A 25,812-nucleotide genomic window follows, 5' to 3' on the forward strand; every position below is an offset into this window, starting at 1 on the left:
ACCCCGCCGGGGCTCGGGTAGAATCGACGGGTGCTGCTGTGTGTCACGGCGAGTCACAAGACCGCCTCCTTCGAATTGCTCGAACGCCTGAGCCGCACCCCCGACGACGTCGCCTCCACCGTGGTGGACATGACGCCGTGCGTGCAGGGTGCGGTGGTTCTCGCGACCTGCAACCGGTTCGAGGCGTACGTCGAGATGGACGAACCCGTCACCGCCGCCGGCGCGATCGGCGTCGAAGCCGTGCTCGAGGCCGTCGAGTCGGTGACCGGCGTCTCGGCCGAGGAGTTCGACGGCGCGTACGAGGTGCACTCGGGGCGCCGAGTCGCAGAGCACCTCTTCTCCGTGGCATCCGGCCTCGAATCGGTCGTCTCCGGCGAGGGCGAGATCGCCGGCCAGGTACGTCGCGCGCTGAAGTCGGCCCGCACCGACGGCACCACCTCTCCCGAGCTCGAGCGCCTCTTCCAGCGCGCCAGCCAAGCGCAGCGCAAGGTCAAGAACGTCACCGCGCTCGGTCGCGCCGGTCGCTCCCTGGTGCGCCTCGCGCTGGAGCTCGCCGACAGCCGGATCGCCGACTGGTCCACCGAGCGCGTGCTGCTGGTGGGCACGGGCGCCTACGCCGCCGTGACACTCGCCACCCTGCGCGAGCGCGGCGCTGCCGACATCTCGGTGTACTCCCCGTCCGGCCGTGCCGAGGTGTTCGCCGCGAAGCACGGCATCCGCCCGGTCGCAGCCGCCGACTACGCCCGGACCGCCGCGCACTCGAGCCTGCTGATCACCTGCACCAGCGCGACCGAGCCGGTCCTCGGCCCGGAGCATCTTCGACTCCCTGCGGCCATCGAAGCCGTCGGCTGCCCCGTCGGCCCCTCGATCGGCTCGAGCACGCATTCGACAGGTTCACCGTCGCGACTGGTCGTCGACCTCGGTATGCCGCGGAACGTCGACCCCGCCATCGCGTCGCTCGAGGGCGTCGCTCTCCTCGATCTCGAGACGATCCGCCTGCACGCTCCGCTCGAAGAACTCCAAGCGACGGATGCGGCGCGCACCGTCGTGCGTGAGGCCGCAGACACCTTCCACGTCGTCGGGGCCCGACAGAGCGTGACTCCCTCGATCGTCGCGCTGCGCTCGCACATCTTCTCGCTGCTCGACGCCGAGATCGGTCGCGCTCGTGCTCGCGGCGACGAAGACGGCCGCGTGGAGCAGGCTCTCCGTCACCTCGCCGGAGTGCTGCTGCACACGCCGACGACCCGCGCCCACGAACTCGCCGCCGCCGGCCGCGCCGACGAGTTCACCGCCGCCCTCGCCGCCCTGTACGACATCGCGCCGGCGAATCCGGTGTCCGAACTGGGTTCGGAATCGTCGATCGCCTGACGAGTCGGCGCAGCCGGTGCGAAAATGAAGCCATGGCTCTTCACATCACCGGCGACACCGCTGCCGATGCACTCCTGACCGACAACCCGCTGGCTCTGCTCGTCGGGATGCTGCTCGATCAGCAGATCCCGATGGAGACGGCGTTCGCCGGTCCGCTCAAGATCGAGCAGCGCACCGGAGCGACGGATGCCGCCACCATCGCCGCGATGGAACCCGACGAGTTCCTCGAGGCATTCCGGCAGGCTCCGGCCGTGCACCGCTTCCCCGGGTCGATGGCCACCCGCGTGCAGACACTGTGCCAGACGCTCGTCGACGACTGGGGCGGCGATGCGGCAGCTCTCTGGACCGAGGGCGACCCGTCCGGTGCCGAGGTGCTGAAGCGACTGAAGGCGCTCCCCGGATTCGGTGAGCAGAAGGCGAAGATCTTCCTGGCACTGCTGGGCAAGCAGTACGGGTTCAGCGGCCCGGGATGGCGCGAAGCCGCCGGCGTCTACGGTGAGGAAGGTTCGTTCCGCAGCGTCGCCGACATCGTCTCGCCCGAATCGCTGACGAAGGTGCGGGAGCACAAGAAGGCGATGAAGGCGGCGGCGAGAGCAGAGGCGACGGGCGAGACCGAAGCCCTCCCTGTGCCGAGCGAGCAGAGCTAGCCTCAGCGGAGCTCCGCGAAGAACTCCCGGATGTCGCCGGCGAGAACCTCAGGACGCTCCAGCGCGGCGAAGTGGCCGCCCTCCTCGAAGCGGCTCCAGTGCACGATGTTCGAGTTGTCGCGCTCCGCGAAGACCCGGATCGTCTGGAAGTCGTCCTTGAACACCGCGACCCCGGTCGGAGCGGCGTTGATCTGCGGCTCGGCATCCTCGCCGCCGTCAGCACGCGCGTTCTCGAGGTAGCTGCGGCTCATTCCCGATGCGGCGTTGGCGAACCAGTTGACGCTCACCTCGAGAAGGATCTTCTCCAACGGCACCAGGGACGTTCCGTTGCCGAAGGAGTTGAACAGCTCGCTGTAGGCGAGGAGCCCGACAGGGGAATCGCTGATGCCGACGGAGACCGTCTGTGGGCGCGACGCGTTCATCGTGTTGTAGCCGCCCACCGACTGGAACCACTGCATGTGCTCGAGCCCGGCGTAGTCGGCCGGCTCCAGCTTCTCGAACTCGGACGGGTCGCCCGAGGGGAACGAGAACAGCTGCAGCACGTGCAGCCCGAGAAAGCCCGCGGGGCTGAGCAGCCCGAGTTCGCGGGCGACCATCGCACCGTTGTCGGAGCCGTGGATGCCATAGCTGTCGTAACCGAGGGCACGCATCAGTCGGTCATAGGCCGCCGCGACGCGTCCCACCGTCCAGCCCGGAGACGCGAGCGGCTGCGAGAAGCCGTAGCCGGGAGCATCCGGGATCACGACGTCGAAGGCGTCCTCGGCCCGCCCGCCGTACGCCACCGGGTCGACGAGGATGTCGATCATGTCGAGATAGTCGACGCTCGACCCGGGGTAGGTGTGGGCCAACAGCAGCGGAGTGGCGCCCGCGTGCGCGGAGCGGACATGGATGAAGTGGACGGTCTGCCCGTCGATCTCCGTCTCGAAATGCGGGACGGCGTTGATCCGCTCCTGGGCGGCCGCCCAGTCGAAGGACCGCCAGGCGGCGATCGCCTCGCGAAGGTACGAGTTCGGGGTGCCGGCATCCCAGTCGTCCGTGGGTGCGGGCTGCGGAAGGCGGGTGCGGGCGAGGCGGTCGTGTAGGTCGGCGACCGCGGCGTCGGAGACGGAGACGAGGAAGGGGCGGATGCTGAGGGAGGAGGTTGTGTTGTTCATGTCTCCGACGATATGAGACTAATAGGTCGGATATGTTCCTAATCAGTTGGACCGACCCGTTCAAAATAGTCATTGACAGGAATATTCTTTTGCGCGAATACTTGACACCATGATCGAATGGCTCACGGCACTCGCCGATCCGGCACGATGGCGAATCGTGCTGCTCCTGGCCGACCGCCCGCAATCGGTCGGCGTCATCGCCGAACTCTCCGGACTACGCCAGCCGCAAGCCAGCAAGCACCTCCAGACCCTGGAACGCGCAGGAGTCGCGGTGTCGCGGCGCAGCGGACAGCGGAGGATCTATGCGCTCGAACCAGAGGCGCTGCGCGCGCTGGCCACCGAGATCGCTCGAATCGGCGAGCGCGCAGCGTCCGGTCGCGTGCAGTTCGACCAGCACTCGGCCGCCGTCGTAGCCGAGACCGAAGCCGCCGATCGCGACCGCTGGGCGGACGGTCGCGAGTACGTCTTCCGGCGCCCCCTCGTGGCTGACCTCGCGACCACCTGGGAGCATCTCACCGAGCCGGACCTTCTGCGCCGGTGGTGGGCACCCTCGGGTCTGCGATTGGCTCACATCGAGTTCGGCACGCGAGTGGGCGACCCCATCGCCCAGGTGTACGTCGACGCTGCGGACACGCGTGGAACCGGCGTCGTCGTCGGTGAGGCGACCGGCGTGATCGACCACGTCGCGCCGCACTCCCGCATCGACTTCACCCTGTCGCCTCGGCTGGCCGACGGTACGATCGGTTTCACCGGTCATTACCGCTGGGACATCGCCGACGCCGACGAAGGCACGCAGCTGGAGGTCCGCCTCCTCCTCGACGACACCGTCATACCGTCCGCCGAGTTCGTCGCCGGGATCGAGCTCGGTTGGAACGAGTGCCTCGACGAACTGGCGGCGCTTCTGACCGCGGCCACATCATCCACCTCCACCTCCACCTCCACCATGAAGGAATCGCAATGAGCACCAACGAACGTCGCGTCGTCGCGAACATCGCCCTGAGTCTGGACGGTTTCTACCAAGGGCCGGGAGACCCGGCAGACATGTCCTGGCTCATGCCCTATGCTCTCAGCGACGTCTCCCGTGACCATCTGACCGGCCTCTGGCAGAACGCGACGACCGCCCTGCTCGGTCGCACGAACGCCGAAGGATTCTTCGCGTACTGGCCCACGGTCGCCGACGATGAGAACGCAGACTCGCGAGACCGCGCATACGGAGCCTGGATGCGCGACGCGGAGAAGGTCGTGCTCTCACGATCCCTCGAATCGGCACCCTGGTCGAACGCCCGGGTCTTCGACGAACCCGCCGCCGACGTGGTCGCCCGCCTCAAGGGCGAACCAGGCAGCGACATCGTCGTCTTCGCCAGCGTCAGCGTGATCAGGGCCCTCCTGGCGGCCGACGTCGTCGACCGCCTCTCACTGACGGTGTTCCCACAGATCCTCGGCGGCGGCGCGCGTCTGTTCGACGGCGAGATCCCGCCATCAGCGTGGACGCTGGCGAGCGCGGAGTCGGGCGACGGCGTCGTGGCCCTGACATACGACCGAGTTCGCTGATCGCGACCGCCGACCGGACCGAGTCCTCATGACCGACCCCACCGCCCGCCTCCTGTCTCTGCTCTCGCTCTTGCAGACCGGTCCGGAACGCTCTGGACGCGACCTGGCCGAGCGCCTCGGAGTCTCGACGCGCACGATCCGCCACGACGTGGACCGCCTGCGCGACCTCGGCTACCCGGTGGATGCCGCACGTGGCCCCGTGGGCGGCTACCGTCTCGGCGCCGGCGGCAAGCTGCCACCCCTGCTGCTCGACGATGAAGAGGCCGTGGCGGTGACGGTGGGCCTGCGCGCCGCCGCGGGAATCGCCGGAGTCGCCGAGTCGGGGGCGCGGGCCCTCGCCAAGCTCGAACAGGTGCTGCCCTCCCACCTGCGCCCCACCGTCGACGCACTGCGATCGAGCGTCGACAGGGCGCCCGAGAACAACGACACAGATGCGCCCGATCCGGAAGTCGACGCCGCGACGCTGCAGGCCATCGCGGGTGCCATCCGGAACACGGAGTGGCTGCGCTTCGACTACCAGGATGCGCAGGTCCTGGTAGAGCCGTACCGGCTGCTCACCTGGCATCGGCGCTGGTACCTGGTGGGGCGAGACCCGCAGACGGATGAGTGGGCGACGTACCGCGTCGACTGGATGACACTGCGGATGCCGACGCGGCGGCGCTTCGACCCGCAACCCCTTCCGGGCGGCGACTACACGGCGTTCGCGATGCGCACGATCGCCGTGAGCGGGTGGGTCGTCCACGCGCGGTTGCGCATCGATGCCCCCGCCGAGGCCGTGCTCGACCGGATCCACGCCGCCGTCGGTGTCGTGGAGCCGGTCGACGATGAGCACTGCATCCTCGTCACCGGCGCCGACAGCCTCGATACGGTCGCCGCGTACATCGGGATGCTGATGATGGACTTCACCGTCGAATCGCCGCCGGAGCTCATCCCTCGTCTGCAGGTTCTCTCCGAGCGCTACGCCCGCGCGGTCGCCGGCTCTCCGCGCCCCTGAGCTCCGGCGGTCAGGCGCCCTTCAGGCGCTCCGCCAGGTAAGCGTGCAGCCCGTCGATCGACACGCGCTCCTGTGCCATCGTGTCGCGGTCGCGCACGGTGACGGCACGGTCGTCGAGCGAGTCGAAGTCGACCGTCACGCAGAACGGGGTGCCGATCTCATCCTGTCGGCGGTAGCGTCGCCCGATGGCGCCGGCATCGTCGAAGTCGACAGCCCAGGAACTGCGAAGCGTGTCGGCGACCTCGCGCGCGAGCGGAGACAGCTTCTCGTTGCGCGACAACGGCAGCACTGCAGCCTTGACCGGGGCGAGGCGCGGGTCGAGCTTGAGCACTGTGCGCACGTCGGTGCCCCCCTTGGCGTTGGGCACCTCCTCTTCGCGGTACGCATCGACGAGGAACGCCATCATGGCCCGGGTGAGGCCGAACGACGGCTCGATCACGTACGGGGTATAACGCTCGCCGGTGGCCTGGTCGAAGTAAGTGAGGCTCTGGCCCGACGCTTCGCTGTGGCTGGAGAGGTCGTAATCGGTGCGGTTGGCGACGCCCATGAGCTCGCCCCACTCCTTGCCGACGAAGCCGAATTTGTACTCGACGTCGATCGTCCCGGCGGAGTAGTGCGCCCGGTCATCCTCGGGCACATCGAACTGACGCATGTTCTCGGCGTCGATACCGAGATCGATGAACCAGTTCCAGCACGCCTCCACCCAGTGCTCGAACCACTGCTGCGCCTCGGCGGGAGGGGTGAAGAACTCGATCTCCATCTGCTCGAACTCGCGCGTGCGGAAGATGAAGTTACCGGGGGTGATCTCGTTGCGGAAGGCCTTGCCGACCTGGCCGATGCCGAACGGCGGCTTCTTGCGGCTCGCGGTGAGCACGTTCGAGAAGTTGACGAAGATGCCCTGAGCCGTCTCGGGACGCAGGTAGTACAGGCTGGATTCGTCGTCGACCACGCCGAGGTACGTCTTGATCAGACCCGAGAACGACTTCGGCTCGGTGTACTGGCCCTTGGTGCCGCAGTTCGGGCACGGCACGTCGAGAAGACCGTTCTCGGCCTTGCGTCCCTTGCGCGCCTCGAAGTCCTCGACGAGGTTGTCGGCGCGGAAGCGCTTGTGACACTGCAGACATTCGACGAGCGGGTCGGTGAAGGTGGCGACGTGACCGGACGCTTCCCACACCCGCTTGGGCAGGATGATGCTCGAGTCGAGGCCGACCATGTCGCCACGGCCGCGGACGAAGGTCTGCCACCACTGGCGGCGGATGTTCTCCTTGAGCTCGGTGCCGAGGGGACCATAGTCCCAGGCCGATCGCGAACCGCCGTAGATCTCACCCGCTTGGAACACGAACCCGCGGTGGCGGGCGAGGGCGATGACCTTGTCAAGACGGGACTGTTCGGCCACGGTGGCTCCAATGGTCGGCTGTGGGAGAACCCGTGAGCACGGGCATCTCCAGTGTATCCGCGCGAAAGCTGCCTGCTTGAGCCTCCGACTGGGACCCTCAGCCGGTCGGAGGGTACCGTCGATGCATGAACACCGAGCAGCCGACCCGTCACACCCGCGACGAAGACACCCGCTTCTTCGGCCAGCCTTGGTCGCTGGTGCATGTCTTCGGCGTCGAGATGTGGGAGCGGTTCAGCTTCTACGGCATGCAGGGCATCCTGCTGATCTACCTGTACTACTCCGTCACCGACGGCGGACTCGGCATCCCTCAGGCGATCGCCGGCGGCATCGTCGGCGCATACGGCGGCTCGGTCTACCTGGCGACCATCCTCGGCGCCTGGCTCGCCGACCGGCTCTTCGGGTCGGAGCGCGTCCTGTTCGCCAGCGCGATCGTGATCGTCGCCGGCCACCTCGCCCTCGCGCTGATCCCCGGTGTGCTCGGAGTCGGTGTGGGCCTCGTGCTCGTGGCCCTCGGATCGGGTGGGCTCAAGGCGAACGCCACATCGGTGGTCGGCAGTCTCTACAGCGCCGACGACACCCGACGGGACGCCGGCTTCTCGCTGTTCTACCTCGGGATCAATCTCGGGGCATTCCTCGGCCCCATCCTCACCGGGCTGCTGCAGTCGTCGCTGGGCTTCCACTACGGCTTCGGCCTCGCCGCCATCGGCATGACGCTTGGACTGGTGCAGTATTCGTTCGGTCGCCGCGCCCTGCCCGACACCGCTCGACAGGTGCCGAACCCGCTCCCCTCCTCGCGATATCCCCTGGTCGCACTCATCGCTGCAGCGGCCATCGCGCTGATCGTCGTGCTCGTGCTGCTCGGCGTCATCCGCGCAGACAACCTGTCCCTCATCGTCATCCTCGGCACCGTGGTCGCCGCGATCGCCTACTTCGCCGTGATCCTCGGCAGCCGACGGATCGACAGCACCGAACGCTCCCGCGTCTGGGGATTCCTCCCGCTGTTCGTCACGAGTGTGGCCTTCTGGTCGCTGTACCAGCAGCAGTTCACCGTGCTCACCGTGTATTCCGACGAGCGCCTCGACCGCAACCTGTTCGGCTGGGAGATGCCGGTGTCGTGGGTGCAGTCCATCAACCCGATCTTCATCATCATCCTGTCGGGCGTCTTCGCCGCCGTCTGGACGCGTCTGGGCGCACGCCAGCCGTCGACCCCGGTGAAGTTCGGCCTGGGCGCGATGATCATGGGAGCCGCGTTCCTGCTGTTCCTGCCGTTCGCGGGAGGAGGGGCGAACTCGACGCCGCTGCTGGCGATCGTCGGCATCCTCTTCGTGTTCACGGTGGCGGAGCTGCTGATCTCGCCCGTGGGGCTCTCCGTCACGACGAAGCTCGCGCCTGCCGTCTTCCACACACAGATGGTGGCGCTGTTCTTCTTGTCGGTGGCCCTGGGCACCGCGATCTCGGGCTGGCTCGTGCAGTTCTACGACGCCGACAACGAGGTTCCCTACTTCTCGATCCTCGGCGGTATCGCGATCCTCGTCGGCATCGGCCTGCTGCTGTCCGTCAAGCCGGTGCTGCGGCTCATGCGCGGGGTGCGCTGAACAGGTACCCTCTGGCCACGTCGAAGCCGGTGATCTGCAGGCCGCGGGCGAGCAGGCCCTCCATCTGAGCCCGCAGGCGCGTGCGCCACTCGTGGGCCGCGGCGGGGTCTGAACCGCGCAGAGCCTCGATGTCAGCGGGGATCTCGAGAGTCTCGGCCACCGCCTCGTCGGCGGGAGCCTTGGCGATGTCGGCAAGCGCCCACTCGACGTCGAGGCGATCGCTCTCATCACCGGCATCCCCGCCGCCGAAGATTCCGTAGCGGTTCACCGAGTAGCCGGTCACTCTCGCTCCGAGCACGCTCAGGAAGAAGTGGGCGTTGCGGGCGACCAGCGGATCGAACGTCCAGGTGATGCGCCCCACGTCGCGGGAGAACGCCCACTGACGCTGGTGCTCCTTCAACTCACGCCCCCAACCGCGCCCACGGTATTCGGGCAGAAGCGCCGTGATGTGCGAGTGCATCGCACGCCGGCCCGGCTCACCGAAGAACGCGATCGACGCGCCGACCATGTGTTCGTCGCCTCCTTCGCCGTCGAAGAGGCCGACGACGTAGTTGCCTGACTGCTGCAGGGCGCGCAGGGTGCCGGCATCGACGACGCGCTGCGGACCCCGGATGGAGTCGAGCAGGCCCTGCGCGTCGATGATGAGTTCAACGGTGTCGAGATCACGGATGGTTCGCACGAACCCAGTCTGCCCCTCCTCGCCGCGTTCGAGGAATCGTCCGGCCCCGAGTCCGGGAGAACGCCGATAGCCTGGATCGGTGAGTGCGAGTGACGACAGGGCAAGAAGGCGTCTCTCCCGAACCTCGCCGAAGTGGGCGATCGTCGCCGTTCTCGCCTTCGCCGGCCTGTGCTCCTCGTTCATGTTCACCCTCGTGGTGCCGCTCCAGGCAGAGCTGCCTCAGCTGTTGAACGCCTCGCGCGAGGACACCACCTGGGTCGTCACGATCACGCTGCTCGTCGCCGCAGTCGCCACCCCGATCTCGGGCCGTCTGGGTGACATGTACGGCAAGCGACGCGTGGTGATCGTGCTGCTGGTCCTGCTCATCGTCGGGTCGGTCATCGCGGCGGTGTCGGCATCCATCGTCGGCGTGATCATCGGGCGCGCTCTGCAGGGTGCGGTCACCGGCGTCGTACCGCTCGGCATCGCGATCATGCGTGACGTGCTGCCGACCAACCGTCTCGGAACCGCCGTCGCCCTGATGAGCGCCACGATGGGCGTCGGCGGCGCGATCGGGATGCCGGTGGCAGCCCTTCTCGCCCAGAATGCCGACTGGCACATGCTGTTCTGGCTCGCCGCGGCACTCGGCGGCGTGGGGCTCGCCCTCGTCGTCGCGGTCATCCCCGAGGACGTGCTCCGGTTCCCCGGTCGCCTGGACGTGCTCGGCGCCCTCGGCCTCGCGATCGGTCTGACCGGTGTGCTGCTGTTCGTCTCACGCGGTGCGGAGTGGGGCTGGGCCGCGCCGCTCACCCTCGTCTGCGGCGTGGGCGGACTCGCCGTCCTGCTGCTGTGGGGCTGGTATCAGCTCCGCACCGACGATCCTCTCCTCGACCTCCGGGTCGCCGCCCGCCCTGCGGTGCTGTTCACCAACATCGCCGCGATCGGCATGGGCTTCGCGCTGTTCGCCTCCAACGTCACCTTCCCGCAACTGCTCGAACTGCCCGCAGACGGAGGCGGGTTCGGTCTGGACATGGTCGCAGCGGCGCTCGTGATCATGCCCGCCGGTCTGGTGATGATGGTGATCTCCCCGCTGTCCGGCTGGCTGGAGCGCACCGTCGGCCCTCGTCCGCTCTTCACCGTGGGCGCCGTCGCCATCGTGCTCGCCTACGTGTTCGTCCTGCTCTGGTCCAGCGAGGTGTGGCACATCCTCATGGCGAACCTGCTGATCGGTGTGGGCATCGGGTTCACGTTCGCCGCCATGCCGATGATCATCATGCGATCGGTCCCGACGAACGAGACCGGGGCATCCAACGGACTGAATGCGCTGTTCCGCTCGGTCGGCACGTCCGGCGCCTCCGCCGTCATGGGCGGGGTTCTGGCCGCGATGAGCGTCGAGGTCGACGGAGTCGCCGTGCCCACTCGAGCAGCATTCGAAGTCTGCTTCTGGCTCGCCATCGCCGCGGGGATCATCGCCGTGGTGCTGTCGCTGTTCATCCCGAAGCAGCGCTCCACCGAGCAGCATCCGTCACTGCCGAGCTGACTCCGAGATCGTTCGCGGGTCGGGGTCGCCGTCTCGCGGCGGGCGAAGGCGCGCGGGGATGGGCCACTCGAGCACGAACTGCGCGGTCGCCGGCCGGGTCATGTCACCGAAGTCATCCAGCTTCACCACGATCCTGCCCGGCGCTCCGGCCTCGTCGGGTGTCACTTCGAGGATGCGCACGCGCAGGGGGCGCCGGCCTTCACCGTCGAGCATCCACGGGTCGGCGAGCCAGGCGATTCCGTGCTCTTCGAGAGCATCTTCGGCGTCGAGCCATTCGGTGGGTTCAGAGACCTGACGCCCGAGCACATCGACCGCGACCCACTCGTCGCCGTGCGGATGGATCCAGCCGAGCAACTCACCGTCGTCACGGCGGTGCGGGGTCCAGTCGGTGGTCGGTGCCATCAGTGCGTGTACTCCATGAGTTCGACACCGAGCACGCGGAACGCGTCGTGAGCGCGCAGTCGATGTGTGATCGACAGATCGTCGAAGCAGACGATGAGCGAGTACGCGACTCCCGCCCTGGGCCCCGCGAGCACCCCGGCTTCGGCGCGCACCCCGCGGTCCCGACCGGTCTTGTTGACGAAGAGGAGGCCGTGCTGGTCATGATCGTGCGCGAACGGGTCGAGTCCGGTCGAGGCGCCGACCAGACTGAGGTCGTTGTTGAGGCCGAGCCACTCCGAGACCTGCGCACTCACCGCGGCGTCGACGGCCTGGGAGTTGACCAGCGCCGAGAAGAGACCGGCGAGCTCACGCGCGGATCCGACGGCAACCTGCGGTGCATCGTCAGGCCCCCGATGGTCGCGGAACCGGTCGAGCAGAGCCGTGTGCCGCAAGCCCAGCGATTCGATGCGTTCGCGCACCCGGTCGTGCCCGACCTTGTCCAGCAGCACATTGACCGCGACGGGGTCGCCCGACGAAGCGGCCAGCACCGCGAGGTCTTCGAGCGGAAGCGCCGGAGCGTGCAGGTGCCGCCACACCCCCGCGGTCTCCACCGCCTCGACGCTGGACCGCTCCACGATCTCGAACGGATCGAGGGTGCCGCCCTCGAAACCGGCGGCCACCTCCACCAGCAGGGGGACGACCCCCAGGCCCGCGATCGGCAGGGTCACGTGATCGTCACCCGCCAGCACATGCATGTGTGTGTCGAGGTCGACCACGTGCACCGAGACCTGCGCCCCGGACTCCGTCAGATCTTCCAGCGAGCGCAGAGTGGAGGGGAAGGACCGGCGTTGTGGTGCCGCGCGACGTGGCAGGCGCCGGCCGGCGCGCTGCGACCGCCGCCCTTCCGCCCGGGCCGGGGCAGAGGACTTGCGGGACCCATCGAAAGGCTCGGGAACGCTCACTCGTGATCCTTCAGGAGAGGAGATGTGCCGATATCGTAACCCCGCCGACGAGTGGGAACCCGTGAGTGCGTCGATCGGTCACCAGATGGTCACCCGCGACTCCTCCGGCAGCCATAGGGCGTCTGCATCCGTCACCTCGAACGCCTCGTAGAAGGCGTCGATGTTGCGCACGATCTGGTTGCAGCGGAACTCGTTCGGAGAGTGCGGGTCGATCGTCAGCAGTCGCAGGGTCTCGGCCTCGCGGCTCTTCTGCTGCCACACCTGCGCCCAGGAGAGGAGCAGCCGCTGCACACCCGTGTACCCGTCGATGACCGGCGCCTCCCCGCCCTCCAACGACAACTCGTACGCCTTCAGCGCGATACCCAGACCTCCGAGATCCCCGATGTTCTCGCCGATCGTGAGGGCGCCGTTCACATGGTGCTCCGCCCCCAGCCCCTCGGGGACGAGCTCGTCGTACTGCGCGATCAGCGCTTTCGTGCGCTCTTCGAACGCCGCACGATCAGCATCCGTCCACCAGTCCTGAAGCCGACCGTCGCCGTCGTAGCGGCTGCCCTGATCGTCGAACCCGTGCCCGATCTCATGGCCGATCACCGCGCCGATCCCGCCGTAGTTCGCCGCGGCGTCTCGGGAGGCGTCGAAGAAGGGGTACTGCAGGATCGCCGCGGGGAAGACGATCTCGTTCATCGAGGGGTTGTAGTAGGCGTTGACCATCTGCGGCGGCATGTGCCACTCGTCGCGATCGATGGGCTTCCCGACCTTCGCGACATGACGGTCGTGCTCGAAGATCGCGGCACGACGCACGTTGCCGAACAGGTCGGCGCGGTCGATCGTCAGGCTCGAGTAGTCGCGCCAGACCGTGGGATGCCCGATCTTGGGCGTGAACGCGTCGAGCTTGGCGAGCGCCCGCTCACGGGTCTCGGCCGTCATCCACTCGAGGTTCGTGATGCTCTGCCGGTAGGCCTCGACGAGATTCGCGACGAGTTCGTCCATCGCAGCCTTCGCCGTCGGCGGATAGTGCCGCTCGACGTACACCTTGCCGATCGCTTCGCTCAGCGCCCCCTCGGTGACCGAGACGCCGCGCTTCCAGCGCTCGCGGATCGTCGGCACTCCGGTGAGCTCGGTGCCGTAGAACGAGAAGTTCTCCTGCACGAAGTCGTCGGTGAGATACGGAGCAGCGGCGTGCACGACCTGGGCACGCAGCCACGCCTTCCAGTCGTCGAGGCGGTCGACGCTGAGGAGCGAGCCGAGACCCTCGAGGAAGCTCGGCTGCGAGACCACGACCTCGTCGAAAGCGTCGGGGGCGGACGGGGCGACCGCGTCACGCCACGGGGTCAGGTCGACACCGGCGAGTTCCTGGATCTCGTTCCAGGTCTTCAGGTTGTAGGTCGCCACCGCATCGCGGCTCTTCACGTTGTCCCAGTGGTGTCCGGCGAGCTCGGTCTCGAGGGCGATCGCCCGGTCGGCCTGCGCCGCGGCATCGGTCACCCCGGCGAGCTCGAGCAGACGCTCGAGGTGTGCGCGATAGGCGGCGCGGGTGTCGACGAAGGTGTCGAGGCGGAAGTAGCTCTCGTCGGGCAGCGACAGGCCGGACTGCACGAGAACCGGGACGTAGCGCTCGGGGTTGCCGGGATCGCCGTCGACGTAGAACCCGATCAGGTGTGCACGGCCGTCGCGATCGTACGCTCCGACGGTGCGGAGGAAGGCGGGGATGCCGTCGATCGCGTCGACCTCGGCGAAGGTCTCGGCGAGAGGCGTGGCGCCGGCGGCGGCGATCCGGTCGGTGTCCATGAAGCTGGCGAACATGTCGCCGATCTTCCGCGCGAGAGTGCCGTCGTCGGCATCCTGCGACTCTTCGATGATCGCCCTGACGTCTTTCTCCGCCTGCTCGGCGAGGAGGTGGAATGCGCCCCAGCGCGCCTTGTCTCCCGGGATCTCCGTGCGCGCGAGCCAGTTGCCGTTGACGTGGCGATACAGGTCGTCCTGCGGGCGGATGTCGGAGCTGAACTCATCAAGGGCGAGGCCCACGGGAAGAACGTCAGTCATGCGTTCCACCCTATGACCCCGCGCAGACACCGCACCCGACGGCTCACCACCCGGTGTGCAGCAACGACTGCACGACGATGGCGAAGACGATCTGCACGCCGAGCAGCCAACGGCGCGTCGATGGGCCGAACAGTGCGAGTCCGAGGGTCGCCCACGGCACGAACGGCAACCAGATCCGCTCGACCTCCGCCCTGCTCATGTTCGACAGGTCGGCGGCGAGCACCATGAGCCAGCCCGCCGCTGCCAACAGCAGCACCACCCGGTTCCGGGTGCGACGCGCTTCGGACCGCGCGCCGACCATGCCCGAGCCGACGGCCGCGATCGAGGCGCCGATCGCCGGACCGGCGCTCACGGCGAACGCGGCGAGGTTGCCCCACAGCCAGTACTGCGGGGGCCGCCGGGAGGCGACTCCGTCCCAATAGCGCTCCTGCAGGACGGGAAAAGCCTCCCACCAGCTGAAGCCGTTCACCGCGAACAGCAGCACCACGCCGAGGGCGGATGCCGCGGCGATCGGCAGCGGAACCCAGGACCGCCCTGCCACCAAGACGGCGACGGCCAGGATCCCGAGCAGCGGCAGGCCGTAGGACAGCATCACGCAGTACCCGAGCAGCAGGCCGGCGAGGATCGACCAGCCGACGCGCCGACTCGCCCGTGCGGCGGTGGCGAGCGCCAGCGCGGCGATCCCCCAGGCCGCGACAGCCATGAACATGCCGTCACCGGATACCGCCACCCAGATCGCGGCGGGGCTGAACACCAGGAAGGGAGCAGCACGTCGGGCGGATTCCTCCGCCCCGAGCGCCCGCAGAGCGATCATGACAGCCATGACGGTGGTCGCTCCGAGCAGAAGCACCACCGTGCCGGCGGCGAGCGCGCTGCCCAACCCCAGACGCGCGAGGACGACGAAGAACAGCAGAGCGCCGGGCGGATGACCGGCGATGTGCACAGGCCAGTTGTCGCTGTGGGCGTAGGGGATCCGCTCGACATACTCCCGGAGCGTCGCACCGAAGTCGTCGACCTCCCGCGCCGTGCCGAGATACTCGTACCGGTGGTCGAGGATGGTGCCGATACCGTCGAGCCCGTCGACCGTCGCGAGCGCGAACAGCCACAGCGCCGAAGCCGCGAAGGCGATCAGCAGCAGTCGCCCCCATCGCGCGGATGCCGCCAGTCGAGGCCCCCAGATGATTCCGGCGATGCCCAGTGCGACCGCGAGCGCGGTGCCCGGCCCGAGCCGTGGCATCCATTCGGCGTGGAGGGGCGGGAACGACTTCACGCGCACGTTCCAGCCGGTCAGAGCAGGGACTGCGATCGCCGCCGTGATGAGGGCGAGCGCCGCGGCCACTCCCCACACCGCCGCCTTGGATCCTGGCCGCTCCAGCCCGGGCGCGCTCATCCGGTCGCCTTCTCGCGAAGCGGTGCGCGCGCGAACTCGCGGACCCCCTCGTCGAACCCGATCTCTGCGGTCCACCCCAACTCGGCGCGGATGCGATCGGCGGATGCCGTGATGTGCCGCACATCGCCCAGACGGAACTCGCCCGTTCGCAGGGGTGTCCGCTGCCCGAACGCCGCCGCCAGACCGTCGGCGAAGTCGCCGATCGTGTGCGGCACCCCCGTTGCGACGTTGAAAGCGCGCGCCGTCTCGGGCTCGATCGTTCCGGTCCAGTCGAGCGCGGCGAGGTTCGCGCGGGCGACATCGCGGACGTGGATGAAGTCGCGGCGCTGATTGCCGTCTTCGAAGACGCGCGGAGACTCGCCGCGCTCCAGTGCCGAGCGGAACAACGACGCGACCCCCGCGTACGGAGTGCCCTGCGGCATGTCCGGTCCGTACACGTTGTGATAGCGGAGCATCGCCGCGCGGCCACCGCCCTGCACCCAGGCGCGGGCAAGCAGCTCCTGCTCGAGTTTCGTCGCCGCATAGACGTTTCGTGGGTCGCATGGCTGCTCCTCACGGATCGAGATCGGCTTCAGAGCCGCGCCCGTGCGAGCGGAGAGCGGCTCGAAACGCCGGGCCTCGAGGTCGGCTCTGGTGCGGGGTGGAGGCTGAACGGGGCGATCGTCGTCGAGGTAGAGACCCTCCCCGTAGACGACCATCGACGAGGCGAGCACCAGGCGCTGCACCCCCGCGTCGGCCATCCCGGCGAGAAGGACGGCTGTGCCGAGAGAGTTGGAGGAGACGTAGTCCGGTGCATCGCCGATGCCGACCCCGAGACCGACCTTCGCCGCCTGATGACAGACCGCGTCGACGCCCGCGAGCGCACGCCGGACCGTGTCGTCGTCGCGGACGTCCCCGTGCACGAGCTCGATCTCCGGCCGAGGAGCACCCATGGCGGGATGCACGTCGGGGCGCAGGGAGTCGAGCACGCGCACGCGCCACCCCGCGGCGAGCGCCTCGCCGACGACCGCCGAACCGATGAAGCCGGCGCCGCCCGTGACCAGGAGCACGCCGCTCATCCGCGCGACCACAGGAGGGCGTCGACCACATCCGGGGCCAGCTTCGGCTCGGGAGAGCAGTGCGACGGAATCGCATCGATGATCGCGGCGACGGCGGCGCTGAGACGCGGCTGCGCCTCAGCCATCACGGCGAAGACCCGTTCCGCGGTCGCGGACGTGTCGGTGTCACCCTCGCCGCGCTCGGTGTCGGTGTCGGTGACGATCGCGAGGTTCACATGCGCGAAGCCGACTTCGGCGGCGAGCGCCGCTTCGGGCAGCTGCGTCATGTTGACCAGGTGCGCGCCCATCGCGCGGTGCCAGTCGGCCTCTGCCGCGGTCGCGAACCGTGGCCCCTGAATGACGACGCTCGTGCCACCGGGATGCACGCGCTCGCCGAGGTTCCGGAGCGCCTGCAGCGCGATCCCGCGGAGCTCCGCGTCATAAGGCTCGGCGAACGGCAGATGCTGCACGCCGATGCCGTCCTGGCCTCCGTCGAAGTAGGTGTCGGGTCTGCCGTGCGTCCGGTCGATCAGCTGATCGGTGAGCACGAAGTCGCCGGGACGCAACGGATCGGTGAGTCCGCCGACGGCGTTGGTCGACAGGAGTATCCGCGCGCCCAGCCGACGCAGACCCCACAGGAGCGGCCGCGGATCGACACGGTGCGGCGGCACGCGGTGCCCCGCGCCGTGCCGAGGCGCGAAGGCCACGCGACGGCTGCCCAGCCGCCCGGTCACGACCTCCGGGATCTCCCCCCAGGGCGATTCCCGCGGCGGGAGGACCGCTCGATCGGCGAGGTCGAGTGTCTGGAATCCCGATCCTCCGATCACGGCGAACTCGACATCCGGGCCATCACCGTTGCGCGCTGCATCCGTCATGCACCCAGACTGCGCGAGCGGCGGACGTGGCGGCGGGTGATTTTCTTACACCGCGGTGACATCTCACGCCCGTCACCGTTCTGTAAGGGGATCGCGGTCCCAGACTTCGCCTCCCTTCCCATACTGGGGGCATGAGCAACGCTCGCACTCCCGACTCCGTGACCGAGAGGCTGTCCCTCGCGCTGCAGGAGCGATCGGGGCGCGTCCGCGAGGCCCTCGGCTCCCCTGTCCGGACGACGCGCATGGCGGTCGTCGTGGGCCGCCTGCTCGGGCTCGGCTTCGCGATCTGCTTCGTGACGGGTGTGTACAGCCACCTGCTGCAGGATCCGCTCCCCTGGCTGCCGCTGCCCGTGGGGCCGGCGTATCTCTATGCCTCGACGCAGGGCACGCATGTCGTCGTGGGGTCGGCGCTCATCCCGCTCGTCCTCGCGAAGCTGTGGATCGTCTTCCCGAGGCTCTTCACCTGGCCGCCGGTGCGCAGCCTCCCCCATCTCCTCGAACGGGTGAGCGTGGCCGTGCTCGTCTCGACCGCACTCATGGAACCCGTCACGGGGTTGCTGAACAGCCTGCAGTGGTACCCGTGGGGTTTCTCATTCCGTCGCACGCACTTCGCTCTCGCCTGGGTGCTCATCGGGGCACTGGTGGTGCACATCGCCGTGCATCTCCCGGCCATCGCGAGAGCATGGCGAGCGGATGCCGCTGACGAGAGTGGGACGAAGAAGACGCCCGAGGAGCGCGCGGACATCTCGCGGAGGGCCTTCCTGTGGGGCGTGGGTGGGAGCGGTGCACTGCTGGGAACCGCAGCCGTCGCGCACGCGACGACACCGATCGGGCCGTTCAGCCTGAAGAGTCCTCGGTCGCGCATCGGCAGCCCCCAGGACCTGCCGGTCAACCGATCCGCACGCCAAGCCGACGTCACGGCGCTCGCGCTCGATCCCGGCTGGCGTCTGCATCTCGCCGCCGGAGACGCCGCCGTCGCGCTCACGCTCGCCGACCTCGACGCCCTGCCGCAACGGACCGAGGTTCTCCCGATCGCCGGCGTGGAGGGGTGGACCGTCGATGCGACGTGGCAAGGCGTGCGACTTCGGGATCTGCTCGCACTCGTGGATGCTCCGGCCGACGCGACGATCCGCTTCCGCAGCATGCAGCGGCGCGGGGCATTCCGTGAGACGACGATGCCCCCGGCCTACGCCCGCGACCCGCGCACCCTCGTCGCCCTGCGCGTCAACGGCGAGCCACTCGACGTCGACCACGGGTATCCCGCCCGCGTGATCGCCCCGGGAAGACCGGGCGTGCTGCAGACCAAGTGGCTCGAATCCATCGAGGTCGCCTGATGCGCGCGACTCGCTTCGTCCTCGCCGCCGCCGGTGCGCTTCTTCTCGGATGGGGTATCTGGCTGATGCTCAGCCGACAGGATCTCGACCAGCTGGCCAGTGCCGCGCTCTGGCTCATCGCGGTCGTCGTCGTGCACGACGGGCTGGTCGCGGCGATCGGCGCCGTGCGTCATCGGCGTCGGCGGGGGCGGGGGCGAGGGCGTCCGCGAGGGCGATCACACCGCGCGGGAGAGGCGAACGAAGGCTCGATCTGAGACGGCCCATTCCTCGATGAACCTCAACCCCGTGTCCGTGACTCGGTCGCGCAACGCCGCGGCACCGATGTCGTGCCAGGGGAACGGCGAGCTCGAGCGCCCATCCTCATCGACCACGGTGGCCTCGAATCCACGGTCGACGTCCGGGTCGGGGTCGACCTCGACGACGATGGTGCCGCGCGACGAGATGATCTGCGCGCAGCGCGCCAGCAGCACCGCCGGATCCCCGCCGATGCCGATGTTCCCGTCGAGCAGCAGGAGCGTCTCCCACGAGCCCTCCTGCGGAAGAACATCGAACACCGACAGCTGCAGAGCAGGGAGACCGCGCTCTCTGGCGTGTTCGACCGCGGTGTGCGAGACGTCGACTCCGAGCGCGAGCAGGCCGGCGCGGATCGCCGCGTGCAGGATCCGGCCCGGGCCGCAGCCGACGTCGAGCAGAGGGCCACGAGCGCGCGAGATCACCGAGTCATCCGCCGCATCCGCCGCAGCGAGGAAGCGAGCGATCTCGACGCGCCGCCCGGCTCCCGCCGCGAGTTCGACGAGGCGGAGTGTGCCGCCGCCGTTGCGGAGCGCCACATCGTAGGGCGCATCACCGCCGGCGCCGAAATGCGCTACCCGCGGGGCGCTCATGATGCGCCTCCTCGTCGGTCGATCCCCAGCTCCACGAGCAAGGTCGCGAGATGACCCCCGCGTGGCAGGCTGTCGGACACCGCCCGCAACGACTCGATGTCGTCGATGTCCGTGAGGGGCGGAGCATCCGTCACGCGCAGCCACGCATCGGCGAGGCGCTCACGCTGCCGCGCCCCCGTCTCCACCGAGGACATCGGCACGCCGCGCACCAGGTCGCCCCGCGATCTGCCGCCGAGTCTGCACGGCGAGAGATCGTCGAGACCCAGCAGCCAGAACCCGCCGTCGTCGGCAGGGCCGAACCAGCCGTCGATGTCATCGGGCCACTCCTCGGCGAAGCTCCGCAGAAGCAGCGGATCGACCTGGGGCGTGTCCATGCCGATGAGCAGCACGCGTCCCGCACACTCCTCGACCGCGGCGGCGATGCGTTCGTCCAGGCCGCCATCGACCTGCGGAATCGATCGCATCCCGGCGCGCACCGGAACGTCGCCCTGAGCGCAGACGACGACGGGCAGTCCCGACGCCTCGGCGGCGTCGAGCGTGTCGGCCAGGCTCGCGGCAGCGACACGGGCGGCGTCCGCCAGGGTGAGCGGCGGATGCAGCCGCGTCTTCACTCGGCCCGGGAGGCACTCCTTCGCCATCACCATGATGGTCGTCGTCTCGCTCATGCCCATGTCCGGCTCCTTGCCCCTGCGTGTCCCGCCCCGCCGGCGTGCCGTCGCAGCATCCGCTGCATGTCGGCCACCGCCGTGATGGTTCCTCGTACCGTGCCGGTGACCTTGGAGCGCCCCAATCGCGGCCGGTAGTCCACGTCGACCTCCCCGATTCGCAACCCCTCCTGCCAGGCGCGCAACAGCAGCTCGAGCGGGTAGCCGCTGCGGCGATCCTCCAATCCGAGAGCCAGGAGTTGCTCTCGTCGCCCGGCGCGGAACGGGCCGAGATCGCGCACGGGCAACCCCGTCCGGCGTCGCACCGACGCGAGCAGCACGCTGTTCGCGAACCTGGCGTGCACCGGCCAGGCTGCGGCACTCACCACGCGGCGCCGACCGAAGACGAGGTCGCTCTCGTCGCGGTGGACCGGCCCTGCGACCCGGTCGATCTGGCTGAGATCGAACGAACCGTCGGCATCGCAGAAGACGACGACGGGAGCGGTCGCGGCGCAGAGCCCCGCGTGCACCGCGGCACCGTAACCGCGCAATGGCGCCTCCACGACCAGCGCCCCCGCGTCGCGGGCGACCTCGGCCGATCCGTCGGTGGATCCGTTGTCGACCACTATCGCCCTGACGTCTCGCGGGAGCGCGGCGAGCACGCCGGGGAGTGCGGCCGCCTCGTTCAGGCACGGCAGGACGACGTCGGTGCGGATGCTCATACCGAGACGCTAAACAGCATGGCCGCCGCCCGGCACGCGAAGTCCTTACGAACCGAGGAAGGATGCCCCTGGAGGCCGGATTCGCCCCCGCGCGGCGACAGCCCGAACCTACGATGGGACCATGTCCCAGCCGCCCGCGGAGTCCGCCGAGCTCACCGACCGTCGCGTGCTCGTGATCGAGGACGACGCGATGGTCAGCGAGGTCGTGCACACGTATCTCCGCGCCGCGGGCTACCTGGTGGACAGCGCGACCGACAGCTTCTCCGGCCTCGCCGCGGTCGCCGAACTCTCCCCCGATCTGATCGTGCTCGATCGGATGCTGCCGGGTTTCGACGGTGCCGAGGTGTGCCGCCGCATCCGGGCCGTCTCGACCGTGCCGATCATCATGCTCACCGCCCTCGGATCCGAAGACGACCGCATCGACGGTCTGGAAGCGGGCGCCGACGACTACATCGTCAAGCCGTTCTCACCGAAGGAGCTGGTGCTGCGCGTCACGTCCGTGCTGCGGCGGAGCCTGCCGGAGTTCGCCCGAGAGGCCCCGTTCGACCTCGGACCCTTCCATCTCGATCCTTCTGCACGGATCGTGACGAAGGACGGCGTGACGCTGGAGTTGTCGGTGCGGGAGTTCGATCTGTTCTGCTTCTTGCTGAAGCATCCGCGGCAGACCTTCGACCGGTCCACCCTCCTGCGCAGCGTCTGGGGGTGGGAGATCGGCGACCTCTCGACGGTCACCGTCACGACCCGGCGGCTCCGCGAGAAGATCGAGGAGGACCCCGGCAACCCGGCGGTGCTCGTCACGGTCTGGGGAGTCGGCTACCGCCTGGAACTGGGAGGCCCCTGATGCCCTTCGCCGACGTCGCCGCGATCGCCGGCATCGCGCTCGCGTGGGCCCTTCTGATCGGCGGTCTCGGGCTCCTCGCCCTGTGGATGCTGCGCCGACGCTCCCTGATGCTGCAACTGTGCGTCGTCATCGTGGCGGTCGTGGGGTCGTTCGCCGCCGGGGTGCTCGCGGTGGCCGAGGCGATGTACATCTCGCAACACGACCTGCTGGTCGTCGTGGTCGTGACGGCCATCTCCGCGGTGGTGGCACTGGCCGTGGCCGTGCTGCTGGCGACCCGACTCGTGCGCGGGGTCCGCTCCCTCCAGCAGCTGACGCACTCCGTCGGTGACGGCGAACGACTCGACGGCACCCGCGCGCCCGTGGTGAACGCCGACTTCGCGCGCGTCGCCCAGGAGCTCGTCGCCACCAGCGAGCGTCTCTCCGCCGCCCGAGAAGAGGTGCAGGTCCTCGACCGCTCGCGGCGGGAGCTGATCGCCTGGATCTCGCACGACCTGCGGAGTCCGCTCGCGGGACTCCGCGCGATGACCGAGGCTTTGGACGACGGCCTCGCGGACGACCCCGCGCGCTTCCACCGGCAGATGCGGCGGCAGGTCGATCACATGACCGATCTGGTCGACAGTCTCTTCCAACTGTCGAAGATCACCTCGGGCACGCTCGTGCTCCGGCCCGAACCGATGTCGCTGCACGATCTGGTCAGCGACGCGGTCGCGGAGCTCGCTCCGATCGCCCGCGCCAAGCAGGTCACGCTCATCGAGCTCACCAGTCCCGATCACACCGTCGTCGGCGACTCGAGGGAGTTGTCGCGCGTGATGATCAACCTCCTCGCCAACGCCATCGAGCACACGCCGACCGGAGGGACCATCCGCACCAGCACCGCCCGCGAGGGCGAGACGATGGTGCTCTCGGTCGAGGACTCCGGAACGGGCATCGCCGACGACGATCTGGCACGCGTGTTCGAGCCGGGCTGGCGCGGCACCGACGCCCGCACCCCGGGGGCCGGCATCCACGGCACCAGCGGGGCGGGGCTCGGGCTCGCGATCGCCCGGGGCATCGTCGAGGCGCACGACGGAGTGATCAGCGCCCATCGCGCCGACGGCGGTTCCCGGTTCGACGTGCGCCTTCCCCAGGCGATGTGACGGCAGACTCAGCGCTGCCGACGCGGGAAGCCGAGACGGCGGCGACGAGGCGGTTCGGGGTCGGATGCCGCGGGTCTGGCGGCCCTGCGCTGCGCCCATGCTGCGACGGTCTCCTCGATGTCGCGCGGTGCCGTGACGACCGGAGGTCCGCCCTGGAGTTGTCGGCGCGCTTCGATCAAGCGACGGTTGAAGTCCTCGAGCACGTCGCGCACATCCGCCTCGCGGCCGAGCAGGTCGAGCTGGTCGTCGAGCTCCCGATCCTCGTTGCGCAGCAGAATGGCGGGCGGGCCGAGTCCGGTGAGGTTCTCGGTCTCGATCTTCCGACGGATCCACCAGTCCGGGTCATGGTGGTCACCGAGGCCCTCGAGGGGCTTTCCGGCGCCGGGCAGATCGTCGAAGTCGCCGCGGCGGATCGCCACCTGGATCGCGCTCTCGATGAAGGCGGCTCGATCGACAGCGGCAGCAGACCCGGGGGCAGCGCCGGCCTCTTCGTCGGACTCACCCGCATCCTGCGGGGCCTGCTGACGAGCGCGGTACCGCGCCGCCGCTTCCCGTGGGTCTGTCATGATGCACCTCCGCAGCATCCGATACCTCCCATGTTACGAGCGACGTCCCGCGGCCGCGCGGGGGAGTCGGCGGCACGCCATAGGCTCGGAGGATGACCGCGCGCCTGTCCCTCAATCGAGAGATCCTGCGCCTCGCCGTCCCCGCGCTCGGGGCCCTCATCGCCGAACCCGCGTTCCTCATCGTCGACGCCGCGCTGGTCGGCCACCTGGGTACGACGCCCCTGGCGGGGCTCGGAATCGCCGGCGCTGTCCTGCAGACCATCGTCGGACTCATGGTGTTCCTCGCGTACTCGACCACCCCGGCGGTCGCGCGACGTTTCGGTGCCGGCCGACCAGGCGAAGCCGTCTCCGTCGGGGTCAACGGCATGTGGCTCGCGCTCGGTTTGGGCTCCGTCCTCGCCGTCATCGGCGCCGTGTCCTCCCCGTGGCTCGTCTCGCTGTTCGGTGCGGGAGAGGCCGTCGCCGCCGACGCGGAGGCGTACCTGGTCATCTCGATGTGGGGCCTGCCCGCGATGCTCATCGTCTTCGCCGCAACAGGGCTGCTGCGCGGCATGCAGGACACGATGACTCCCCTGTGGATCGCCGGTCTCGGCTTCGGGGCGAACGCACTGTTGAACTGGGTGTTCATCTACGGTTTCGGCTGGGGCATCGCCGGCTCCGCCGCCGGCACCGTCGCCGCCCAGTGGGGCATGGTCGCCGCCTACGCGCTGGTCGTCCGCCGCCTCGCCACACGGCACAGCGCATCGCTGCGAGCTCAGCGCGACGGCATCCGCAGCACCGCGACCTCCGGCGGATGGCTGTTCCTGCGCACGGTGAGCCTTCGCGTCGCCCTGCTCGCGACGGTCGCGGTCGCCACCGGCATCGGCACCGAAGAGCTCGCCGGGTGGCAGATCGTCTTCACGATCTTCTCGGCGGCGGCCTTCGCCCTCGACGCGCTGGCCATCGCCGCCCAGGCCCTCATCGGCAAAGAGCTCGGCGCCGGAGACGAACGGCAGGTGCATCGGGTGCTCGGGCGCACCGTGGCGTGGGGCGTGTGGTTCGGAGTGATCGTCGGCGCCCTGATCGCGGCGCTCTCCGGAGTGCTCGGCATCGTCTTCACCGGCGACCCCGAGATCGCGGCGCTCGTGCAACCGGCGCTGCTCGTGCTGGCGGTCGCCCAGCCGGTCGCCGGCGTGGTGTTCGTGCTCGACGGAGTGCTGATGGGGGCCAACGACGCCCGCTACCTCGCGATCGCCGGCGTCCTCAACCTGGTGCCGTTCCTTCCGGTGCTGTGGCTCATCGTCACGCTCGGGGTCGACGGCAGCACCGGTCTGATCTGGCTCGGCGTCGCGTTCTTCGGCGTGTACCTGCTCGCGCGTCTGGCGACGCTCGGCTGGCGGGTGCGGTCGGGCCGCTGGCTCTCCGCCACCGCCTGAGCAGACCTACGGTCGCTTCGCGTACCTGCGGCACCACTCGTACATGATGACGGCCGCGGCGGCGCTCGCATTGATGGATCGGGTCGACCCGTACTGCGTGATCTCGACATGAGCGGATGCCGCGGCGAGCGCCTCGGCCGACAGGCCCGGCCCTTCCTGACCGAACAGCAGCACGCATCGCTCGGGGAGGTCGGCGGCGTCGACGGGCACGGACCCCGGGACGTTGTCGACCGCGATGATCGGGAGGCCTTCTCGCGCCGCCCAGGCCGCGAACACCTCGACGTCTTCGTGGTGCACGACGTGCTGGTAGCGGTCGGTGACCATCGCACCGCGTTTGTTCCAGCGGCGTCGCCCGATGATGTGCACCGTGTCGGCGAGGAACGCGTTCGCGCTCCGCACGATCGAGCCGATGTTCATGTCGTGCTGCCAGTTCTCGATGGCGACGTGGAACGGATGGCGTTGCGTGTCGAGGTCGGCGACGATCGCCTCCATCCGCCAGTAGCGGTAGCGGTCGATGACGTTGCGGGTATCGCCGGCCGCGAGCAGTTCGGGGTCGAACTCGTCCCCCTCCGGCCATGCGTCCGCACCGCCGGGCCAGGGACCGACGCCGTATCCCGGCTGCGCGGCAGACCCACCGCGCGTCGGGGATTCGCCGGGCATTCGTGCCTCGGCGCGAGCC

At 69.2% G+C, this 25,812-nt stretch carries 26 protein-coding genes; 12 read left to right on the plus strand and 14 right to left on the minus strand.

Annotation, left to right across the window (positions count from 1 at the left end):
- Positions 1-30 precede the first annotated feature (30 nt).
- Together D7252_RS03385 and D7252_RS03390 are read left to right on the plus strand one after the other, a co-directional pair.
- Entirely contained in the window at positions 31-1,368 is a 1,338-nt protein-coding gene (locus D7252_RS03385; protein ID WP_120774105.1) for a glutamyl-tRNA reductase, read from the plus strand.
- Between the two features lie 32 nt (positions 1,369-1,400).
- Positions 1,401-2,015 carry an HhH-GPD-type base excision DNA repair protein gene (locus D7252_RS03390; RefSeq protein WP_120774106.1) on the plus strand — a complete coding sequence of 205 codons (615 nt, stop codon included), beginning with the start codon at positions 1,401-1,403 and terminating at the stop codon, positions 2,013-2,015.
- Positions 2,016-2,017: 2 nt separating this feature from the next.
- On the opposite strand, the gene D7252_RS03395 is transcribed toward D7252_RS03390, so the two are convergent.
- Positions 2,018-3,169, minus strand: a complete 1,152-nt coding sequence (locus tag D7252_RS03395) for an epoxide hydrolase family protein (RefSeq protein ID WP_120774107.1) — start codon at positions 3,167-3,169, stop codon at positions 2,018-2,020.
- A 109-nt stretch (positions 3,170-3,278) separates the two neighbouring features.
- On the opposite strand from D7252_RS03395, the gene D7252_RS03400 reads away from it, so the two are divergent.
- The 3 genes from D7252_RS03400 to D7252_RS03410 are packed head-to-tail and all read left to right on the plus strand — an operon-like array spanning position 3,279 to position 5,714.
- Complete coding sequence (locus D7252_RS03400) at positions 3,279-4,130, plus strand: metalloregulator ArsR/SmtB family transcription factor (protein WP_120774108.1); 852 nt, start codon at positions 3,279-3,281, stop codon at positions 4,128-4,130.
- Entirely contained in the window at positions 4,127-4,720 is a 594-nt protein-coding gene (locus D7252_RS03405) for a dihydrofolate reductase family protein (protein ID WP_120774109.1), read from the plus strand. Before D7252_RS03400 ends, D7252_RS03405 begins: the two co-directional genes overlap by 4 nt.
- 28 nt (positions 4,721-4,748) lie before the next feature.
- The gene (locus tag D7252_RS03410; RefSeq protein ID WP_120774110.1) at positions 4,749-5,714 is read left to right on the plus strand and encodes a YafY family protein; all 966 of its coding nucleotides are present in this window, start codon (positions 4,749-4,751) and stop codon (positions 5,712-5,714) included.
- Positions 5,715-5,724: 10 nt separating this feature from the next.
- Here the strand turns inward: D7252_RS03410 and D7252_RS03415 are convergent, their stop codons facing one another.
- Positions 5,725-7,110, minus strand: a complete 1,386-nt coding sequence (locus D7252_RS03415; RefSeq protein WP_120774111.1) for a glycine--tRNA ligase — start codon at positions 7,108-7,110, stop codon at positions 5,725-5,727.
- A gap of 125 nt (positions 7,111-7,235) precedes the next feature.
- Between D7252_RS03415 and D7252_RS03420 the strand changes: the two genes are divergently transcribed.
- A complete protein-coding gene (locus tag D7252_RS03420) occupies positions 7,236-8,705 on the plus strand; it encodes a peptide MFS transporter (protein ID WP_120774112.1) in 1,470 nt (489 codons plus the stop codon).
- Here D7252_RS03420 and D7252_RS03425 read toward each other — a convergent pair.
- Positions 8,686-9,384 carry a GNAT family N-acetyltransferase gene (locus tag D7252_RS03425; protein WP_120774113.1) on the minus strand — a complete coding sequence of 233 codons (699 nt, stop codon included), beginning with the start codon at positions 9,382-9,384 and terminating at the stop codon, positions 8,686-8,688. The genes D7252_RS03420 and D7252_RS03425 overlap by 20 nt on opposite strands.
- 79 nt (positions 9,385-9,463) lie before the next feature.
- Between D7252_RS03425 and D7252_RS03430 the strand changes: the two genes are divergently transcribed.
- Entirely contained in the window at positions 9,464-10,903 is a 1,440-nt protein-coding gene (locus D7252_RS03430; protein WP_120774114.1) for an MFS transporter, read from the plus strand.
- Here D7252_RS03430 and D7252_RS03435 read toward each other — a convergent pair.
- From D7252_RS03435 to D7252_RS03460, 6 genes are all read right to left on the minus strand, one after another.
- A complete protein-coding gene (locus D7252_RS03435; RefSeq protein WP_120774115.1) occupies positions 10,889-11,305 on the minus strand; it encodes a hypothetical protein in 417 nt (138 codons plus the stop codon). The two genes, D7252_RS03430 and D7252_RS03435, sit on opposite strands and share 15 nt — an antisense overlap.
- Positions 11,305-12,246 (minus strand): serine hydrolase, encoded by a 942-nt coding sequence (locus D7252_RS03440; RefSeq protein ID WP_259461037.1) that lies wholly within the window; start codon positions 12,244-12,246, stop codon positions 11,305-11,307. Before D7252_RS03440 ends, D7252_RS03435 begins: the two co-directional genes overlap by 1 nt.
- Before the next feature lie 78 nt (positions 12,247-12,324).
- The gene (locus D7252_RS03445) at positions 12,325-14,289 is read right to left on the minus strand and encodes a M13 family metallopeptidase (RefSeq protein ID WP_120774117.1); all 1,965 of its coding nucleotides are present in this window, start codon (positions 14,287-14,289) and stop codon (positions 12,325-12,327) included.
- Between the two features lie 43 nt (positions 14,290-14,332).
- Positions 14,333-15,679, minus strand: coding sequence for a hypothetical protein (locus tag D7252_RS03450; RefSeq protein ID WP_120774118.1), 1,347 nt, complete (start codon positions 15,677-15,679; stop codon positions 14,333-14,335).
- The gene (locus tag D7252_RS03455; protein WP_120776777.1) at positions 15,676-16,737 is read right to left on the minus strand and encodes an NAD(P)-dependent oxidoreductase; all 1,062 of its coding nucleotides are present in this window, start codon (positions 16,735-16,737) and stop codon (positions 15,676-15,678) included. Before D7252_RS03455 ends, D7252_RS03450 begins: the two co-directional genes overlap by 4 nt.
- Positions 16,734-17,591: an MTAP family purine nucleoside phosphorylase gene (locus D7252_RS03460; RefSeq protein WP_120774119.1), complete on the minus strand. Its 858-nt coding sequence runs from the start codon at positions 17,589-17,591 to the stop codon at positions 16,734-16,736. Before D7252_RS03460 ends, D7252_RS03455 begins: the two co-directional genes overlap by 4 nt.
- A 131-nt stretch (positions 17,592-17,722) precedes the next feature.
- On the opposite strand from D7252_RS03460, the gene D7252_RS03465 reads away from it, so the two are divergent.
- Positions 17,723-18,925: a molybdopterin-dependent oxidoreductase gene (locus D7252_RS03465; RefSeq protein WP_120774120.1), complete on the plus strand. Its 1,203-nt coding sequence runs from the start codon at positions 17,723-17,725 to the stop codon at positions 18,923-18,925.
- The gene (locus D7252_RS03470; RefSeq protein ID WP_120774121.1) at positions 18,925-19,179 is read left to right on the plus strand and encodes a hypothetical protein; all 255 of its coding nucleotides are present in this window, start codon (positions 18,925-18,927) and stop codon (positions 19,177-19,179) included. The genes D7252_RS03465 and D7252_RS03470 overlap by 1 nt, the downstream gene beginning before the upstream one ends.
- On the opposite strand, the gene D7252_RS03475 is transcribed toward D7252_RS03470, so the two are convergent.
- From D7252_RS03475 to D7252_RS03485, 3 genes are read right to left on the minus strand one after another with little or no spacing between them, the layout of a single operon-like run.
- A complete protein-coding gene (locus D7252_RS03475; protein ID WP_120774122.1) occupies positions 19,141-19,809 on the minus strand; it encodes a bifunctional 2-polyprenyl-6-hydroxyphenol methylase/3-demethylubiquinol 3-O-methyltransferase UbiG in 669 nt (222 codons plus the stop codon). The two genes, D7252_RS03470 and D7252_RS03475, sit on opposite strands and share 39 nt — an antisense overlap.
- On the minus strand, positions 19,806-20,480 hold the full coding sequence (locus tag D7252_RS03480) for a DUF2064 domain-containing protein (protein WP_120774123.1): 675 nt from the start codon (positions 20,478-20,480) through the stop codon (positions 19,806-19,808). The genes D7252_RS03475 and D7252_RS03480 overlap by 4 nt, the downstream gene beginning before the upstream one ends.
- Positions 20,471-21,175, minus strand: coding sequence for a glycosyltransferase family 2 protein (locus tag D7252_RS03485; protein ID WP_120774124.1), 705 nt, complete (start codon positions 21,173-21,175; stop codon positions 20,471-20,473). The genes D7252_RS03480 and D7252_RS03485 overlap by 10 nt, the downstream gene beginning before the upstream one ends.
- Before the next feature lie 121 nt (positions 21,176-21,296).
- Between D7252_RS03485 and D7252_RS03490 the strand changes: the two genes are divergently transcribed.
- Together D7252_RS03490 and D7252_RS03495 are read left to right on the plus strand one after the other, a co-directional pair.
- The gene (locus D7252_RS03490) at positions 21,297-22,016 is read left to right on the plus strand and encodes a response regulator transcription factor (protein WP_120774125.1); all 720 of its coding nucleotides are present in this window, start codon (positions 21,297-21,299) and stop codon (positions 22,014-22,016) included.
- The gene (locus D7252_RS03495; RefSeq protein WP_183055160.1) at positions 22,016-23,152 is read left to right on the plus strand and encodes a sensor histidine kinase KdpD; all 1,137 of its coding nucleotides are present in this window, start codon (positions 22,016-22,018) and stop codon (positions 23,150-23,152) included. Before D7252_RS03490 ends, D7252_RS03495 begins: the two co-directional genes overlap by 1 nt.
- An 8-nt stretch (positions 23,153-23,160) precedes the next feature.
- Here D7252_RS03495 and D7252_RS03500 read toward each other — a convergent pair whose 3' ends face one another.
- Positions 23,161-23,718 carry a DUF1992 domain-containing protein gene (locus D7252_RS03500; RefSeq protein WP_251050588.1) on the minus strand — a complete coding sequence of 186 codons (558 nt, stop codon included), beginning with the start codon at positions 23,716-23,718 and terminating at the stop codon, positions 23,161-23,163.
- 92 nt (positions 23,719-23,810) lie between these two features.
- On the opposite strand from D7252_RS03500, the gene D7252_RS03505 reads away from it, so the two are divergent.
- Positions 23,811-25,133, plus strand: coding sequence for an MATE family efflux transporter (locus D7252_RS03505; RefSeq protein ID WP_120774127.1), 1,323 nt, complete (start codon positions 23,811-23,813; stop codon positions 25,131-25,133).
- A gap of 6 nt (positions 25,134-25,139) precedes the next feature.
- Here the strand turns inward: D7252_RS03505 and D7252_RS03510 are convergent, their stop codons facing one another.
- Entirely contained in the window at positions 25,140-25,793 is a 654-nt protein-coding gene (locus tag D7252_RS03510; protein WP_120776779.1) for a TrmH family RNA methyltransferase, read from the minus strand.
- Positions 25,794-25,812 lie beyond the last annotated feature (19 nt).

It is taken from the genome of Microbacterium sp. CGR2 (genome assembly GCF_003626735.1).
In the GTDB taxonomy this organism is placed as follows: Bacteria; Actinomycetota; Actinomycetes; order Actinomycetales; family Microbacteriaceae; genus Microbacterium.

Bases quoted from the DNA above. Each gene is read 5' to 3' on its own strand.
- D7252_RS03445 (WP_120774117.1), bottom strand. From the start codon at position 14,289: ATGACTGACGTTCTTCCCGTGGGCCTCGCCCTTGATGAGTTCAGCTCC.
- D7252_RS03480 (WP_120774123.1), bottom strand. From the start codon at position 20,480: ATGGGCATGAGCGAGACGACGACCATCATGGTGATGGCGAAGGAGTGC.
- D7252_RS03450 (WP_120774118.1), bottom strand. From the start codon at position 15,679: ATGAGCGCGCCCGGGCTGGAGCGGCCAGGATCCAAGGCGGCGGTGTGG.
- D7252_RS03495 (WP_183055160.1), top strand. From the start codon at position 22,016: ATGCCCTTCGCCGACGTCGCCGCGATCGCCGGCATCGCGCTCGCGTGG.
- D7252_RS03465 (WP_120774120.1), top strand. From the start codon at position 17,723: ATGAGCAACGCTCGCACTCCCGACTCCGTGACCGAGAGGCTGTCCCTC.
- D7252_RS03400 (WP_120774108.1), top strand. From the start codon at position 3,279: ATGATCGAATGGCTCACGGCACTCGCCGATCCGGCACGATGGCGAATC.
- D7252_RS03490 (WP_120774125.1), top strand. From the start codon at position 21,297: ATGTCCCAGCCGCCCGCGGAGTCCGCCGAGCTCACCGACCGTCGCGTG.
- D7252_RS03475 (WP_120774122.1), bottom strand. From the start codon at position 19,809: ATGAGCGCCCCGCGGGTAGCGCATTTCGGCGCCGGCGGTGATGCGCCC.
- D7252_RS03405 (WP_120774109.1), top strand. From the start codon at position 4,127: ATGAGCACCAACGAACGTCGCGTCGTCGCGAACATCGCCCTGAGTCTG.
- D7252_RS03470 (WP_120774121.1), top strand. From the start codon at position 18,925: ATGCGCGCGACTCGCTTCGTCCTCGCCGCCGCCGGTGCGCTTCTTCTC.
- D7252_RS03410 (WP_120774110.1), top strand. From the start codon at position 4,749: ATGACCGACCCCACCGCCCGCCTCCTGTCTCTGCTCTCGCTCTTGCAG.
- D7252_RS03420 (WP_120774112.1), top strand. From the start codon at position 7,236: ATGAACACCGAGCAGCCGACCCGTCACACCCGCGACGAAGACACCCGC.
- D7252_RS03510 (WP_120776779.1), bottom strand. From the start codon at position 25,793: ATGCCCGGCGAATCCCCGACGCGCGGTGGGTCTGCCGCGCAGCCGGGA.
- D7252_RS03505 (WP_120774127.1), top strand. From the start codon at position 23,811: ATGACCGCGCGCCTGTCCCTCAATCGAGAGATCCTGCGCCTCGCCGTC.
- D7252_RS03435 (WP_120774115.1), bottom strand. From the start codon at position 11,305: ATGGCACCGACCACCGACTGGACCCCGCACCGCCGTGACGACGGTGAG.
- D7252_RS03395 (WP_120774107.1), bottom strand. From the start codon at position 3,169: ATGAACAACACAACCTCCTCCCTCAGCATCCGCCCCTTCCTCGTCTCC.
- D7252_RS03390 (WP_120774106.1), top strand. From the start codon at position 1,401: ATGGCTCTTCACATCACCGGCGACACCGCTGCCGATGCACTCCTGACC.
- D7252_RS03455 (WP_120776777.1), bottom strand. From the start codon at position 16,737: ATGAGCGGCGTGCTCCTGGTCACGGGCGGCGCCGGCTTCATCGGTTCG.
- D7252_RS03460 (WP_120774119.1), bottom strand. From the start codon at position 17,591: ATGACGGATGCAGCGCGCAACGGTGATGGCCCGGATGTCGAGTTCGCC.
- D7252_RS03500 (WP_251050588.1), bottom strand. From the start codon at position 23,718: ATGACAGACCCACGGGAAGCGGCGGCGCGGTACCGCGCTCGTCAGCAG.
- D7252_RS03485 (WP_120774124.1), bottom strand. From the start codon at position 21,175: ATGAGCATCCGCACCGACGTCGTCCTGCCGTGCCTGAACGAGGCGGCC.